The organism is Pectobacterium actinidiae (genome assembly GCF_000803315.1).
In the GTDB taxonomy this organism is placed as follows: Bacteria; Pseudomonadota; Gammaproteobacteria; order Enterobacterales; family Enterobacteriaceae; genus Pectobacterium; species Pectobacterium actinidiae.
Genome location: NZ_JRMH01000002.1, coordinates 760,804 through 776,383 on the forward strand (window position 1 = coordinate 760,804; position 15,580 = coordinate 776,383).

A 15,580-nucleotide genomic window follows, 5' to 3' on the forward strand; every position below is an offset into this window, starting at 1 on the left:
GAGGCTCATAGTATCTTCATTTTCTTGTAGACGAGCGGTGGCGCTAATAAGCCTGTCGTTTGAGAACAGATATACGTTGTGGTGTGTAGTATCTCGGAGAGTAAGGCAATGTCGACAGAAGAACTGGAACTGGTCTGGACCAATATCAAGGCAGAAGCGCGCAGTCTCGCGGACTGTGAACCGATGCTGGCCAGCTTTTTTCATGCCACATTGCTGAAGCACGAGAATCTGGGCAGCGCATTGAGCTACATGCTGGCGAATAAATTAGCCAATTCGATTATGCCCGCGATTGCCATTCGTGAAGTCGTGGAAGAAGCCTACCGTGCCGACCCGCAGATGATCGTTTCTGCTGCGCGTGATATTCAGGCCGTCTGCCTGCGTGACCCGGCGGTGGATAAATATTCTACTCCGCTGCTCTACCTGAAAGGGTTTCATGCATTACAGGCTTACCGTATTGGCCACTGGCTTTGGTCGCAGGATCGTAAAGCGCTGGCGGTTTATTTCCAGAACCAGATCTCGGTTTCTTTCGGTGTCGATATTCACCCTGCGGCGAGAATCGGCTGTGGGATCATGCTCGATCACGCAACAGGTATTGTGATCGGCGAAACAGCCGTCGTTGAGAACGACGTCTCCATTCTGCAATCCGTGACGCTGGGTGGTACAGGCAAAACCAGTGGCGATCGTCACCCTAAAATTCGTGAAGGCGTGATGATTGGCGCAGGTGCCAAAATTTTGGGGAACATTGAAGTCGGCTGTGGTGCGAAAATTGGCGCGGGTTCTGTCGTGTTGCAATCGGTTCCTCCACATACGACAGCGGCAGGGGTTCCGGCTCGTATCGTCGGCCGCCCGGAAAGCGATAAACCCGCGATGGATATGGATCAGTATTTCAACGGGATCAATCGCGGCTTCGAATATGGCGATGGTATCTAATCCCACTGTGTTGACGATTCACCGTTCTTGCTATGTCTGGAACGGGTTCCAACCAGAATATAAGCCACCGATAAATCAGGTGGTTTTTTGTTATTTCAGCTAGGAAACGTCTGAAAGCACCTCTTAACCCACTATCTATTTAAGTACAGTTGCTGTTTATCCCTTCATAATAGGCCGCTTTAGTTTCCCGTCTATATAGGCAAATTACGTAAACTGAACTATATATTTTGGTAACAATCAAGATAGTTTTGTTTGGATCATCTTTGTTTGAATGGAATCGTGACGCTGTTACAGAGAACATTATATGTATTTGAAGCGAATTTTAATCACGTTGAGTTTGATTACACTACCCATTGTCCCTTTTTTGAGTTACGCAGCAGAAAGCATAAATAATGTAGGGATAAACAATACGAGCAGCACAGCAAATCTTATGCCCGCTATGGCTGATTCCAATGCTTCGGCGTCGGATGAACATGAGGAAAGCTGGTGGCAGAGAAGTAAAAATAATCTGTCTACGACCTGGAATTCGCCACAGAGCCACGATATTTATATCCCGACGATCACCTGGCATAACCGCTGGACGTACGATAAAGAAAAGACTGACAAATATAATGAAAGACCGTGGGGCGCGGGCTACGGTGTTTCCCGTCTGGATAAGGATGGGGACTGGCACGGACTTTATATCATGGCATTCAAAGACTCCTATAACAAATGGGAGCCTATCGGTGGCTACGGTTATGAAAAGCGCTGGCGACCAATCAGCGATCAGGATTTTCAATTGGGTCTGGGCTTTACGGCTGGTGTAACGATGCGTGATAACTGGAACTACATTCCGATCCCTGTGTTGTTGCCTCTGGCATCAATAAGTTACAGCAAGCTCTCTTTCCAGGCGACTTACATTCCCGGAACATACAACAACGGTAATGTTTTCTTTGCCTGGTTTAGATGGCAGATTTAATAGTATTTGCTTTTCGTCAAAAATATTTTTGACGTAGAGAAATGCACAATAATATAAGCTGTTAACGATCCCGTATTACTGGGATCGTTACTGCTGTGTTAGTGAATCGTATATCGGTGATATATATTGACGCGAGGAGCTATACCCCCCCTCTCAACACTTCTCTAACTATTTATATCCGATGATACTATAAGACTTATCCATTGAATTTTTTTACGCCAGTGAAATTATAATCAGAAATTGATTTTAATTTTTAAAATGCAATATATATCAGGCTAAAAATTAGCTTCAATACGGTTTTATAACCTATAGGAATATAAAATAAATATTCTATGCGAATAGTTAACGTATTTCTGTTACTAATTATATTGATATTATTACGATCTCATAGATTAAATTAGATAAAAGGATTTTATATGGCGAATAATATTTATTTAACGTTAACGGGTAATCAGCAGGGGAAAATTTCTGCTGATTGTGGCACTGTTGACTCGATTGGGAATAAGTATCAGATAGGGCATAAAGACCAAATTTTTGTGTTGCAATTTGATCACGCTATCAGCAGAAACCAAAATATTAATCATCAACCTATAGCGTTTTGTAAGCCCATCGATAAGTCCTCTCCGCTTTTGGGAAATGCCATCTCAAACAACGAAAAACTCGAACTTTTGTTCGACTTTTACCGTACAGCGCAGACAGGAATTCAGGAGAAATATTATTCTGTCAAACTCATTGGGGCAGTGATAAGCAACATCGCTGTTTCCTATCCACATGCTTTGATCCATGCAGAGAACCAGCCAGAAGAAATGATATCTGTTGCGTATCAAAGCATCGATTGGCAACACCATATCGCTGGAACGGGTGGTTACAGTTTATGGGAAGAGCAAGTGTACTAATATAAAGGGTACGGTTATGACAAACGATATTATCGTACGAAATAAATTTTGTGATATTTCTAAGATTAGATTTAGGAAATGGGATGAGATTGACGTTCTTTTCTGGAAGTTTGGCAAAAGTAATCCTGAAAGGAAGAGTGGAGGGTATTATTTAAACGCATATAAAGATGCCTATATTCAGTACAACAAAGAAAGAATAATAAAGTATGCTAATCAGGCCGGCATTCTTCCTGAGTTACTCGATGGTGTTGCCTGGATTGAGTCAGGCGGAATGCCAGAAGAATATAAGTTTCAGGTGTTTGAGATAAAAAGGTTTCTGGGACTAAAGTCGTCTCCCGAAAATAAAACCTCTTTTGGTTCTGTTGCTATGCAAATTCAGGTTGCTGCCAAGACCTTAGGGTTAAACCCTGATACTTTGACAACGCGAGATCAGCTTGAATTAGCTACTTGTCTGATGGAGGATGATTTTAACCTCTGGATTGTTGCTTAGCACTTAAGAGATATGATCCTCTATGATTATCCGGATGTAGCAACGCTTTACTTGAATGACGAACAGTACATGATGGCGGGAGTTCGTTACAACCGAGGTATACAAAGAAAATTGAGAGAGTTTATTCATTTTATTGATGCCAAGCCTGAACGTGGCTCTGTAGAATTCGACTACATTTCTTATGGAGTACGGCTACTACAGATTAGAAACCATGTAAGAAAACTGCTAGGACTTAATACCTGAATGAACATAAGTAAGGAAAAGATCGTCGATGCTATCTCTATGGTGGGGTATTTTGTATTCGCCTATTTTGCGCTGGAGTTATTTTCGATCAATAAATATGACTGGATGATGGAATCAGGAGACTCTATCTGTAGCATTCCTCATCAGTCTCTCAGTAACCGTACCTTACAGGCGGGTGTGGCTGCTTTATTTTTGCTAACGCCCTTACTCATTGCCTTAGCACGCAATATTTACATGAAAAATCGCTATAAAACAGTCTATTACACGGCTGGGATACTGTGTGTCACTCTGTACGGCGTGTGGATTTTCTTTGGTCAACTTGCTTTATGCTAATTGACTGATTCCATCAAAATGGCCTGATATCATTGTAATTAATGACCATTTTAAAATCAGTGTTCAATACCTTATGAATATCAAGGTAATAGCCGTTTACTCTCAGAGGATAAATGTATGAGTATCTGATGTCTTTCATTTGTTCGTTATTCACCCTAATGTAAACCATATTGGCTGAAATTCATTCAGCTATCTCCGTTACAATGGCGATACTTTTTCCTAAGCGGATGTTGTCGTGCCATTACTCACTATCACCACTATTTTGTGGGCATTTTCATTCAGCCTGATTGGCGAATATCTGGCGGGTCAGGTTGATAGCTGGTTTTCTGCCATGTTTCGCCTGACGGCCGCAGCAGTGGTGTTTTTACCATTCTTACGCCTGCGGGGTTACACGCCGCGTGTCATTTTCTTGTATATGTTAGTGGGCGCTTGCCAACTTGGTATCATGTACCTGTTCGTGTTCCAGGCTTACCTGTACCTGACCGTACCTGAGTTTTTACTCTTTACGGTGATGACGCCGCTGTACGTTACGCTGATTTACGATCTACTTGCTCGACAGCGCTTGCGCTGGGGTTACGTAATGAGCGCTCTGCTGGCAGTATTCGGGGCGGCGGTGATCCACTATCACGGCGTGAGTGAACATTTCTGGTGGGGGTTCCTGCTGGTTCAGGCGGCGAATGTGTGTTTTGCCGCAGGTCAGGTGGGTTATAAGCGCCTGATGGAGCTCTATCCTGTGCCGCAGCACTGCGCGTTTTCCTGGTTTTATCTGGGGGCTGCGATCGTGACGATAGCGGCGTGGCTGCTCTTCGGTAATCTGGATAAATTACCCACTACAACCGTGCAGTGGGGCGTACTGGCTTGGTTGGGGATTGGTGCTTCTGGCCTGGGTTATTTTATGTGGAACTACGGCGCAACCCAAGTGGATGCCGGAACGCTTAGCATAATGAATAACTTTCACGTGCCGGCTGGTCTACTGGTCAACTTCGCTATCTGGCATAAAACGCCAGACTGGCTGAGCTTCATCGTGGGGACGATAATTATTGCGTCCTCACTGTGGGTACACCAGCATTGGGTCGTGAAGCGTCCTTCACAAATGGTAAGTGCTCACAAGCGTGCTGACGCGCCGAACGAATAAACGCATCAATCACCGGTTGGCGTTGCTCTCCGTCACGGACGGCAGCGTACAACCGGCTCCAAAGCCCATCACCCAGCGATTTAGTCACAATCAGCCCCTGACGCTCGAAGCTTTCCACCACCCAGTGCGGTAGTGCGGCGATGCCCATGCGGGCGGCGACCATCTGAATCAACAGCAGCGTATTGTCGACGCTTTTCAGCGCAGGACTAATGCCTGCGGGCTGTAAAAAGTGACGCCAGACGTCCAATCGTTGTCGCTGTACCGGATAAATCATCAGGGTTTCGGCGGTGAAATCCTCCGGTTCGATTTTCTCTTTTCCTGCCAGCGGATGATCGGGAGCCAGCACCAATCTGACTTCAAAATCAAACAGAGGCGAATAGTGCAGGCCACTGCGCGGCATGATGTCGGAGGTCATGACCAGATCCAGTTCGCCTTGTTGAAGTGCTGGCTGAGGATCGAACGTCACGCCTGATTTAAAGTCCATCACCACCTGCGGCCAGTGTTGATGGAACTCATCTAGCGCAGGCGTCAGCCACTGAATACAGCTATGGCACTCAATGGCCAAACGCAGCGTGGTTTGGTGCGGTTCATGGCATGACTGCAACGCCTGCTGGATTTGCGGTAACACCTGCTCTGCCAACTGCAACAGAATTTCTCCCTGAGGCGTAAAGCGCAGCGGCTGGCTTTTACGCACGAATAACCTGAACCCAAGGCGCTGTTCCAGATCGCTGAACTGGTGGGATAACGCCGATTGAGTTTGGTGAAGTGCAGCGGCAGCGGCGGCTAACGATCCGGTATTGCGCAGTGCTTGCAGCGTTCGCAGGTGTTTAAATTCGATCATGAGAGTCCTTCACAGTGACAGTGAATAAATTGCGCTTGTGATTACTACAGTACCTGCGGATTATGGATGTGTAAACATCTGGACGGCTAAATGAGGAATTAACGATGGCGATTGTGAATCATACACTGGGTTTTCCGCGCGTTGGACTACGCCGTGAACTGAAAAAAGCGCAGGAAAACTACTGGGCAGGTAACGCGACACAGGAAGAGTTGCTGACCGTTGGGCGCGAGCTGCGTGCGCGTCATTGGCAACAACAGAAGGATGCTGGCGTTGATCTGCTGCCAGTGGGTGATTTCGCCTGGTACGACCATGTGCTGACCACAAGTCTGCTGTTGGGTAACGTACCTGCACGCCATCAGAATGAAGACGGCTCGGTCGATCTGGATACGCTGTTCCGCATTGGCCGTGGACGCGCGCCAACTGGTCAACCTGCTGCTGCGGCAGAAATGACCAAGTGGTTTAACACTAACTATCACTATATGGTGCCGGAATTCACCAAAGGGCAGCAGTTCAAGCTGACCTGGACACAGTTGCTGGATGAAGTCGATGAGGCACTGGCGCTGGGTCATAACGTGAAGCCTGTTCTGTTAGGCCCGGTGACCTACCTGTGGCTGGGCAAAGTGAAAGGTGAGCAGTTTGACCGTCTGTCGTTGTTGCAGGACATTCTGCCCGTTTACCAGCAGGTGCTGGCTGAATTGGCGAAGCGCGGCATTAAATGGGTGCAGATTGATGAACCTGCACTGGCGCTGGAACTGCCGCACGAGTGGCTGGCCGCGTTTAAACCGGCTTATGACGCACTGCAAGGTCAGGTGAAACTGCTGCTGACGACCTATTTCGATAGCGTTAGCCAGAATCTGGAAACAATCAAAGCGCTGCCGGTTCAGGGGCTGCATATTGATCTGGTTCACGGTAAGGATGATGCGGCTACGCTGAGTGCTCAACTGCCCGCTAACTGGGTCCTCTCTCTGGGGGTAATTAACGGTCGTAACGTCTGGCGTGCTGACCTGAGCAGCTGGTTCGAACGTCTGCAACCGCTGGTGGGGACGCGCGACCTGTGGCTGGGAAGCTCATGTTCACTGCTGCATAGCCCTATCGATCTGAGCGTAGAGGTGCGTCTGGATGATGAAGTGAAGAGCTGGTTTGCCTTTGCGATTCAGAAATGTGCAGAGCTGTCGCTGTTGTCTCAGGCACTGAACAGCGGCAACGGCGAGGCGCTGGAAGCCTACAGCGCACCGATTCGTGCTCGCCGTACCTCAACGCGTGTGAATAACGCCGCCGTTGCACAGCGTCTGGCGGCGATTACCGCACAGGACAGCCAGCGCCAGAACGTCTATTCAGTTCGTGCTGATGCCCAGCGTGAGCGCTTTAATCTGCCAGCCTGGCCGACGACTACAATCGGTTCTTTCCCACAAACTACGGAAATTCGCGGCCTGCGTCTGGATTTCAAACAGGGTCGTCTGGATGGCAATAACTACCGCACCGGTATTGCCGAGCACATCAAGCAAGCTGTGGTTGAGCAAGAGCGTCTGGGTCTGGACGTGCTGGTGCACGGTGAGGCCGAGCGTAATGACATGGTGGAATATTTCGGTGAGCATCTGGATGGGTTTATCTTTACCCAGAACGGCTGGGTGCAGAGCTACGGTTCTCGCTGTGTGAAGCCGCCTGTTATCATTGGTGATGTGAGCCGTCCAGAAGCGATCACCGTTGAGTGGGCGAAATACGCGCAGTCTCTGACCGACAAGCCGATGAAAGGCATGCTGACAGGTCCGGTGACCATTCTGTGCTGGTCTTTCCCGCGTGAAGACGTTACGCGTGAAACCATCGCTAAGCAGATTGCGCTGGCGCTGCGTGATGAAGTGGCCGATTTGGAAGCCGCAGGCATTGGTATCATCCAGATTGACGAACCGGCACTGCGTGAAGGTCTGCCGCTGCATCGTTCTGACTGGGATGCTTATCTGGCCTGGGCGGTGGATGCCTTCCGTCTGAATGCCGCTGTGGCGAAAGATGATACGCAAATCCATACCCACATGTGTTATTGCGAGTTCAACGACATCATGGATTCTATCGCCGCGCTGGATGCAGACGTGATTACGATTGAAACCTCTCGTTCCGATATGGAATTGCTGGAGTCGTTTGAAGAGTTCGAGTACCCGAATGAAATCGGCCCGGGCGTTTATGATATCCACTCCCCGAACGTACCGAGTGTGGAATGGATGGAAGATCTGCTGAAGAAAGCGGCGCAGCGCATCCCAGCGGAACGCCTGTGGGTTAACCCGGATTGCGGTCTGAAAACTCGCGGCTGGCCGGAAACGCGTCAGGCGCTGGCGAATATGGTTCAGGCAGCACAACGTCTGCGTGAAACCCAGTAATCGTTAATGGCTGATGACATCAGGGAGGCTATGGCCTCCCTGACTAATAGATAAAATACGCACTATTTTCCCCACCTTCCGATTGTTTATTATTTCTCCCCTGCAAATTTTCTTCCTTCCCGAACATTAACTATATTGTCTTTCCTTTAATAAAATCACCGCACTACTCCTCTAATTTTCTTGCATCGACTGGTAGGTTATTTCTCGAAAAGGATTATTTATCCGCTATCAATATATTTATTCTTCGGCGTGGTTAATCGACGCCGTCATAAAGCTAAAGAATATTGTGCCGATAAGGTAGACGGCATGGAGGCAGCTCTGGATGTATCAATAGAGTGAGTTTGTTTGTATTTTTTAACGTTTCCATCAGGTTGAAAGTGCATCTGTAATTACTCCTTTATGGGTATATTTAAAATACCCATAAAGCATATCTGTTTTTCCGAAAAATATTATTTCCTACTCTGCGGCGTTATTAAACGGTAGCTGTGCGCAGTAGTCATTATTATGTATTACCTAAAAGGAGTGAGATGTGAATTTAGCGAATTGGCGTATTGGTTATCGATTAGGAAGTGGGTTTGCCATCTTAATTCTGATGTTGTTTACCGTGAGTGTTTTTTCTTTGTCTAAACTTTCATCCTTTCAGGATGGCGCCAGAGATATCGTCAAAGAGGTTTATCCGCAAACGGTGGATGCTAATGACCTCATCGATAATGTGAATGGACACTTTGTCGCTTATTTGCAGATGATGCTGGTATCCAGTCAGGAACAGCGTCAGGGGTATGTCGATCGGATTATGGCGTACCGCAAGGAGATTAGCCGTCTGCTTGATAATCTGGAAAAGAATGCCTCAGGAGAACAGGCTCGCAAGCAGGTGGGGGTTGTCCGCGGGTTTCGTGCCGAGTTCATTAAATCCGGCGATAAAATTATTAGTGACGCGCTGGCGGGTAATAACGATATCGCTGTCGCGGAATTCAATAATATCCTCAACGTGATTCAGCGCAATTACCGTGACTCGGTGAGGCAACTGGTGAATTACCAAAATGATGCGATGAATAATTCTGTCGAGACCATGGCTGAGGTGTACAGCAATACCCGCATGATTTTGCTGCTTATTTTAGCGCTGGGCGCCGTATTTGGGGCGCTGATTGCCTGGGCTATCACGCGCAGCGTAACCCGCCCAATAGAGCAGGCTTTGCAAGTGGCAGACAGAGTGGCGCAGGGCGATCTGACCTCACGTATCACGGTGACCAGCAAAGATGAAACTGGGCTGCTACTGCAATCGTTGGATCGCATGAACACCAGTCTGAGCACGATTGTGGGTCAGGTGCGTGATGGCGCGGAAACGATCTCGACAGCGGCGTCGCAAATCACGGCAGGTAACCAGGATCTATCATCGCGTACTGAAGAGCAGGCCAGCTCGCTGGAAGAAACCGCAGCCTCAATGGAGCAGCTGGCATCCACCATTAAAAATACTGCGGAAAACACCCAACAGGCGACGGAGATTGCCAATAAAGCGACCGGTGCGGCGAAACAAAGCGGTGATGTGATGCTTTCCGTGACGCAAAAAATGCGCGGCATTCGTGATTCATCCCAGCGTATGGCGGAGATCATCGGCGTGATTGACGGTATTGCGTTCCAGACCAACATTCTGGCGCTAAACGCTGCCGTTGAAGCCGCGCGTGCGGGCGAACAAGGGCGTGGTTTTGCCGTGGTTGCGGGAGAAGTCCGTTCACTGGCACAGCGCAGTGCGACTGCCGCACGGGAGATTAAGGGTTTGATCGACGACTCCGTGAGCAAAATTCGTGAAGGCATGGAACTGGTTGATACCGCAGAAGAAACGATGGGCGGATTAACGGCTCACGTGAAGGACGTACACGGTATTATCAGCGAGATTTCACAAGCGAGCCGTGAGCAGAGTGACGGAATTAACCAGATGAATCTGGCGATTGGACAAATTGATACCACCACCCAACAGAATGCGGCTTTGGTTGAAGAATCAGCCTCTGCGGCTCTGTCTCTGCAAGCACAGGCCTCCGTTCTGGCGGAGGCGGTGAGTGCATTTAAAATACAGTCATATGGTAGTAGCAACACCGAGTCTTATGCGTCGATGCCGATAAGTACGCCCACGCTGTCTCTGGCGCTGGCAGGGGCAAAGAAAGCCTAAATTTGCCGCAATAATATGACAGTGTTGCTAACATAACGTCTATTCCATCAGGGGGCTGTAGCCTCCCTGATTTTTTTGCGTTGTGTCACAGGGAGTAAATACAAATTTTTATCTTTTATTCATATGGTTATCCTGATTTTTAAGATATTCCCATTTCTCCATTATGAAGATTAAATATGTCTGACTATGCTTTTACGTAGCAGCAACATTATTTTTATTGATTGTTCATGGGATGGGGAGTTGGGTGTCGATAAAATCAGTAATCCGAGGCGGCAGGATGCGTGAATACGAAGAGGGAAGATCATTATTATGACCTCGATAATGTATCTGCGGTCTTATCAATCGTATTTATAGCATTGTTAGATTTATTTCCACTTTTGTACCTGAACACCTGAAGAAATTACTTGGTTTTTGTCGCGCCTCTCACGCTGAGAGTGTGCGTGGAAAGGCTTGCCTTAAGGTATCTGTGGTGCAGTCAGAGGGGAAACCGCTATTTCCTTCGGATAGCCAGCCATTCTCCGCCCTGTTGTCCATCAAGCTGCGACATGTGCGCAATTGACATTGCTATGCATTACCTAAAAGGAGTGAGACATGAATTTAGCGAATTGGCGTATTGGCTATCGGCTGGGTGCCGGGTTTGCCATCCTGATCTTGATGCTGTTTGCCGTGAGTATTTTTTCCCTGTCTAAGCTATCCAGTTTTCAGGATGGTGCCAGAGACATCGTCAAAGAGGTTTATCCACAAACGGTGGACGCCAACAATCTGATCGATAATGTCACGAGTATTCTGGTGGCATATCAGCGGCTGATGCTGGTGTCGGGTCAGGAACAAATTCAGACAAACGTGAGCCGTGTGGGTGAGTTCCGTCAGGAAATTGGTCGCCTGCTGGACAAACTGGAAAGCCAAACGGTTGAAGAGCGTTCGATCTCCCAGTTACGCACTATTCGCGGAATTCGTACCGAGTTTCTGAAATCTGGCGATAAAATTATTAGTGAAGTGGTAGCGGGCAATCGCGAAGCGGCGATTGAGGAGTTCAACAATAATCTGAATGTTATCCAACGCCAGTACCGTGATGCGGTAAAGCAGTTGGTAAATTATCAAGATGATGCGATGGATACCTCCGTTGAAGCCATGGCTGAGGTGTACAGCAATACCCGCATGATTTTATTGCTCATTTTAGCGCTGGGCGCTGTATTTGGAGCACTAATTGCCTGGTCAATTACGCGCAGCGTAACCCGACCGATACAGCAGGCTTTGCAAGTGGCAGACAGAGTGGCACAGGGCGACCTGACCTCACGTATCACTGTTACCAGCAAAGATGAAACCGGATTGCTGCTGCAATCGCTGGATCACATGAACACCAGCCTGAGCACGATTGTCGGGCAGGTGCGTGACGGGGCGGAAACCATCTCCACGGCAGCCTCGCAAATCGCCGCAGGTAATCAGGATTTGTCATCGCGCACCGAAGAGCAGGCCAGCTCACTGGAAGAAACGGCGGCCTCGATGGAACAACTGACGTCTACCATTAAAAACACGGCGGAAAATACCCAGCAGGCAACAGACATCGCGAACAAAGCCTCTGGTGCGGCGAAGCATAGCGGCGATGTGATGGTTTCCGTAACGCAGAAAATGCGCGGCATTCGTGATTCATCCCAGCGTATGGCGGAGATCATCGGCGTGATTGACGGTATTGCGTTCCAGACCAACATTCTGGCGTTGAACGCCGCGGTTGAAGCCGCGCGTGCGGGTGAACAGGGGAGAGGCTTTGCGGTGGTGGCGGGGGAAGTGCGTTCTCTGGCACAACGCAGTGCGACCGCCGCGCGGGAGATCAAAGATTTGATCGACGACTCCGTGAGCAAAATTCAGGAAGGTATGTTGCTGGTGGATACCGCCGAAGAAACGATGAGCGGATTAACGGGCTATGTGCGGGATGTGAATGAAATCATCAGCGAAATCTCGCAGGCTAGCCGTGAGCAGAGCGATGGGATTAACCAGATGAATCTGGCGGTTGGACAAATTGATACGACGACCCAGCAGAATGCGTCTCTGGTTGAAGAATCGGCCTCTGCGGCTCTGTCTCTGCAAGCACAGGCCTCTGTTCTGGCGGAAGCGGTAAGCGCGTTTAAATTGCAGTCATATGGCAGCGGCAAAACCGCTTCTTATGCACCGGCACCAACGCGCACGCCAACGCTGTCTTTAGCGCCAGCGGCAGCGAAAGACAAGGGCAATAACGGCGACTGGACGACGTTTTAAGGCTGTCTTTCTCTGTAAACCGTAAAGATAAATACCAACGCCACCGTTGTTCGGTGGCGTTTTAGGCTGTGGATAGTAACGAAAATGGCGTGATGGCGTTACGCTGCGCCGTTTTTCTGGAACCATGACAGCATACGCTGCCAGCCGTCACGTGCGGATTCTTCATGGTAGCTGGGACGGTAATCGGCATGGAAAGCATGTCCGGCATCGGGGTAGACGATAATATCTGCCGCCGCGTTGGCTGCACGCAGCGCCTGCCGCATGGTATCAACCTGTTCCAACGGAATGCCTTCATCTTTCGCGCCGTACAACCCCAGCACCGGAGCTTCCAATTCCGTAGCGATATCGACCGGGTGCTTGGGACTATTCAGCGTTTTCTCACCGGTAAACTTGCCATACCAGGCAACGGCCGCTTTGAGCTGTGGGTTGTGCGCGGCGTAGAGCCAGGTGATGCGTCCGCCCCAACAGAAACCCGTTATCGCCAGCTTACTGGCATCGCCGCCTTGTTTAATTGCCCAGTTGGCGGCGCGATCGAGATCGGATAGCACCTGCGTATCAGGCACCTTGTACACCAACTCGGTCAGGATTTGCTGAATGTCGTTATAGTGGCTGGGGTCGCCCTGACGAAAATACAGCTCGGGTGCAATAGCCATGTAGCCTTGCTTGGCCAGCCTGCGGCAAACATCCTGAATGTGTTGATGAACGCCGAAAATCTCCTGAACCACCAGAACGATAGGGAGCGGCCCATCGTGGTTTGCCGGTCTGGCGATATACGCGGGTAGCGGCTCACCCTGAGAAGGAATAGTGGTTTCACTGGCAACGATACCGATAGTATCTGTTGTAATGATGGAGGAGGTCTGCGGTTCCACCGCTGGGGATAGCCCTTGGGGAAGATGTGTGAAGGTCGTCTGTTCATCAGTCTTCATTACGCGCTCTCCTGTGATCGGCCGATTTTCATGGAAAAAGGGATTTCAGAATATCCATGATAAATACTATCAATGATTAAAGAATCTACACTAGAAGACAATTAATCGGCAAAAATGACGTCCTTATCTGATAAATAGTGATTTGTATCACATTTTTTATGTATGTTGATATTTGTTTCTTTTTCATAGGTGACTCGCATCACTTAAAAAACGTAATGATGCGCTAGAGTCTTTGTATTGAACGGACGCTGACTGGCTGCGAAAGGCTGCCTGGATAAGGCGTCCGGCGCGATTTCTCTGAATACCCAATTGATTGCTCGGGAGGCAGTTATGTCTACATCTGATGTGTTCCATCTTGGTCTGGTCAAGAACGATTTACAGGGCGCGACGCTGGCTATCGTCCCCGGCGATCCTGAGCGTGTTGAAAAAATTGCTCGCCTGATGGATAACCCGGTACATCTTGCATCACACCGTGAATTTACGTCTTGGCGTGCAGAGTTGGACGGCAAGGCAGTGATTGTTTGCTCGACCGGCATTGGCGGTCCGTCAACGTCAATCGCGGTAGAAGAATTGACACAGCTCGGTATCCGCACTTTCCTGCGTGTCGGCACGACGGGGGCGATTCAGCCCGGCATCAACGTCGGTGATGTGTTAGTGACCACTGCGGCCGTCCGTCTTGACGGGGCGAGCCTCCACTTCGCGCCAATGGAATTCCCAGCCGTTGCGGATTTCGGCTGTACCACCGCGCTGGTGGATGCGGCAAAAGCCTCGGGTGCGGCGTTGCACGTCGGCATCACAGCGTCTTCCGATACGTTTTACCCCGGTCAGGAACGCTATGACACCTTCTCTGGACGCGTTGTACGTCGCTTCCGCGGCTCGATGGAAGAATGGCAGAGCATGGGGGTGCTGAACTATGAAATGGAATCCGCCACGCTGCTGACCATGTGCGCCAGCCAGGGGCTGAAAGCAGGCATGATCGCGGGTGTAATCGTGAACCGTACCCAGCAGGAAATCCCAGATGCGGCGACCATGAAACTGGCCGAAACTACCGTCATCAAGGTATTGCTGGATGCGACTCGCCGGTTGTTAGCGGCTGAATAAGCGAAAAAATTGATGGTATTTTGGGCTGGCTATCATCGATGCCAGCCCGTATCCTGATAGCCTCTTCAGGTTCATCGGGTTAACCTGCACCGTGCTTAGCACGTGTAATACGGTTGCCTTGCTCGCCTTTCAACCTCGCAAGGAGATGTATGACCGAACCAACGTTGCTCCATCCCTCTTTATTACCGCTGGACGGCGGAATCAACTTCCGCGATTTAGGCGGCAACCGCGCTGCTGATGGGCGGCTTATTCGACACGGTAAACTTTTTCGCTCCGGCTCGCTGGATCTGCTGAGTCAGGCTGACTGTGAACATCTTGCTGGCGTACCTATTTCCCATGTGGTGGATTACCGGGATGCTGATGAAATTGCGCAGAAGCCCGATGTATTGTGGACTGGCGCTAACTATCACGCTTATCCGGCCAATCCATTACGCCACGAAGTGACGGCTAATCTGGATTCACTGGGATCTGATGTGCTGGCGGCGTTTGATTCTCGGGCATTCATGCTGGAGCTTTATCGCCGTTTGCCTTTCAATAACTCGGCCTATACACAGTTGGTGTCGCTGTTATTACGGCCAGACGAGGGCGGGCTGGTACAGCACTGCGCCGTGGGCAAAGATCGCACGGGTATCGGTTCGGCGCTGGTGATGTTTGCGCTGGGTGCGGATGAACAGACGGTGATGGAAGATTACCTGCTCACCGAAACGACGCTGACGCCCTTCCGCCAGCAGCTACTGACGCATCTGTCGGCAACGTTGAATGAGAAAGCGCTGGGACAGTTCTCTTATGTGTTGTCGGTGCAGGAAGAGTTCATCGTGACGGCGTTGCAGGCCATCTACGAACGACATGGTTCGATCGATAGCTGGCTTGAAGTGGAATACGGTCTGGATAATCGTGCGCGGAATTATTTGCAGGATAAATATCTGGCGTAAGGTTATTGT

12 protein-coding genes and 2 pseudogenes are annotated in these 15,580 nt (G+C 49.4%); 12 read left to right on the top strand and 2 right to left on the bottom strand.

Going from position 1 to position 15,580, the window contains the following annotated elements; translation table 11 throughout:
* Positions 1-108: 108 nt before the first annotated feature.
* The 7 genes and pseudogenes from cysE (at position 109) to KKH3_RS20930 (ending at position 4,985) form a co-directional block, all read left to right on the top strand.
* Positions 109-930, top strand: a complete 822-nt coding sequence (gene cysE, locus KKH3_RS20905) for a serine O-acetyltransferase (RefSeq protein ID WP_039364143.1) — start codon at positions 109-111, stop codon at positions 928-930.
* 304 nt (positions 931-1,234) lie between these two features.
* A pseudogene (locus KKH3_RS22630) lies at positions 1,235-1,331 on the top strand (lipid IV(A) palmitoyltransferase PagP); the annotation flags it as partial.
* Positions 1,332-1,369: 38 nt separating this feature from the next.
* On the top strand, positions 1,370-1,888 hold the full coding sequence (gene pagP / locus KKH3_RS20910) for a lipid IV(A) palmitoyltransferase PagP (protein WP_234991566.1): 519 nt from the start codon (positions 1,370-1,372) through the stop codon (positions 1,886-1,888).
* Between the two features lie 416 nt (positions 1,889-2,304).
* Positions 2,305-2,784: an Hcp family type VI secretion system effector gene (locus KKH3_RS20915; RefSeq protein ID WP_039364149.1), complete on the top strand. Its 480-nt coding sequence runs from the start codon at positions 2,305-2,307 to the stop codon at positions 2,782-2,784.
* Positions 2,785-2,800: 16 nt separating this feature from the next.
* Positions 2,801-3,517, top strand: a pseudogene (locus KKH3_RS20920) (hypothetical protein).
* On the top strand, positions 3,518-3,850 hold the full coding sequence (locus KKH3_RS20925) for a YjeO family protein (RefSeq protein WP_039364152.1): 333 nt from the start codon (positions 3,518-3,520) through the stop codon (positions 3,848-3,850).
* A 235-nt stretch (positions 3,851-4,085) separates the two neighbouring features.
* Positions 4,086-4,985 carry a carboxylate/amino acid/amine transporter gene (locus KKH3_RS20930; protein WP_039364155.1) on the top strand — a complete coding sequence of 300 codons (900 nt, stop codon included), beginning with the start codon at positions 4,086-4,088 and terminating at the stop codon, positions 4,983-4,985.
* Here the strand turns inward: KKH3_RS20930 and metR are convergent.
* On the bottom strand, positions 4,888-5,826 hold the full coding sequence (gene metR / locus KKH3_RS20935; RefSeq protein ID WP_039364158.1) for an HTH-type transcriptional regulator MetR: 939 nt from the start codon (positions 5,824-5,826) through the stop codon (positions 4,888-4,890). The genes KKH3_RS20930 and metR overlap by 98 nt on opposite strands.
* Before the next feature lie 104 nt (positions 5,827-5,930).
* Between metR and metE the strand changes: the two genes are divergently transcribed.
* From metE to KKH3_RS20950, 3 genes are all read left to right on the top strand, one after another.
* Entirely contained in the window at positions 5,931-8,195 is a 2,265-nt protein-coding gene (gene metE / locus KKH3_RS20940; RefSeq protein ID WP_039364161.1) for a 5-methyltetrahydropteroyltriglutamate--homocysteine S-methyltransferase, read from the top strand.
* Between the two features lie 529 nt (positions 8,196-8,724).
* Entirely contained in the window at positions 8,725-10,359 is a 1,635-nt protein-coding gene (locus tag KKH3_RS20945; RefSeq protein WP_039364164.1) for a methyl-accepting chemotaxis protein, read from the top strand.
* A gap of 591 nt (positions 10,360-10,950) precedes the next feature.
* Positions 10,951-12,612 (top strand): methyl-accepting chemotaxis protein, encoded by a 1,662-nt coding sequence (locus tag KKH3_RS20950; protein ID WP_039364167.1) that lies wholly within the window; start codon positions 10,951-10,953, stop codon positions 12,610-12,612.
* Between the two features lie 98 nt (positions 12,613-12,710).
* On the opposite strand, the gene KKH3_RS20955 is transcribed toward KKH3_RS20950, so the two are convergent.
* Entirely contained in the window at positions 12,711-13,538 is an 828-nt protein-coding gene (locus KKH3_RS20955; RefSeq protein WP_039364171.1) for a dienelactone hydrolase family protein, read from the bottom strand.
* A 330-nt stretch (positions 13,539-13,868) separates the two neighbouring features.
* Between KKH3_RS20955 and udp the strand changes: the two genes are divergently transcribed.
* Entirely contained in the window at positions 13,869-14,639 is a 771-nt protein-coding gene (gene udp, locus KKH3_RS20960; protein ID WP_039364174.1) for a uridine phosphorylase, read from the top strand.
* Positions 14,640-14,788: 149 nt separating this feature from the next.
* Positions 14,789-15,571 (top strand): tyrosine-protein phosphatase, encoded by a 783-nt coding sequence (locus tag KKH3_RS20965; protein WP_039364178.1) that lies wholly within the window; start codon positions 14,789-14,791, stop codon positions 15,569-15,571.
* The last annotated feature ends 9 nt before the right edge of the window (positions 15,572-15,580 follow it).

Excerpts from the sequence above, each read along its gene's own strand:
- cysE (WP_039364143.1), top strand. The coding sequence starts at position 109 with ATGTCGACAGAAGAACTGGAACTGGTCTGGACCAATATCAAGGCAGAA.
- pagP (WP_234991566.1), top strand. The coding sequence starts at position 1,370 with ATGGCTGATTCCAATGCTTCGGCGTCGGATGAACATGAGGAAAGCTGG.
- KKH3_RS20915 (WP_039364149.1), top strand. The coding sequence starts at position 2,305 with ATGGCGAATAATATTTATTTAACGTTAACGGGTAATCAGCAGGGGAAA.
- KKH3_RS20925 (WP_039364152.1), top strand. The coding sequence starts at position 3,518 with ATGAACATAAGTAAGGAAAAGATCGTCGATGCTATCTCTATGGTGGGG.
- metR (WP_039364158.1), bottom strand. The coding sequence starts at position 5,826 with ATGATCGAATTTAAACACCTGCGAACGCTGCAAGCACTGCGCAATACC.
- metE (WP_039364161.1), top strand. The coding sequence starts at position 5,931 with ATGGCGATTGTGAATCATACACTGGGTTTTCCGCGCGTTGGACTACGC.
- KKH3_RS20950 (WP_039364167.1), top strand. The coding sequence starts at position 10,951 with ATGAATTTAGCGAATTGGCGTATTGGCTATCGGCTGGGTGCCGGGTTT.
- KKH3_RS20955 (WP_039364171.1), bottom strand. The coding sequence starts at position 13,538 with ATGAAGACTGATGAACAGACGACCTTCACACATCTTCCCCAAGGGCTA.
- udp (WP_039364174.1), top strand. The coding sequence starts at position 13,869 with ATGTCTACATCTGATGTGTTCCATCTTGGTCTGGTCAAGAACGATTTA.
- KKH3_RS20965 (WP_039364178.1), top strand. The coding sequence starts at position 14,789 with ATGACCGAACCAACGTTGCTCCATCCCTCTTTATTACCGCTGGACGGC.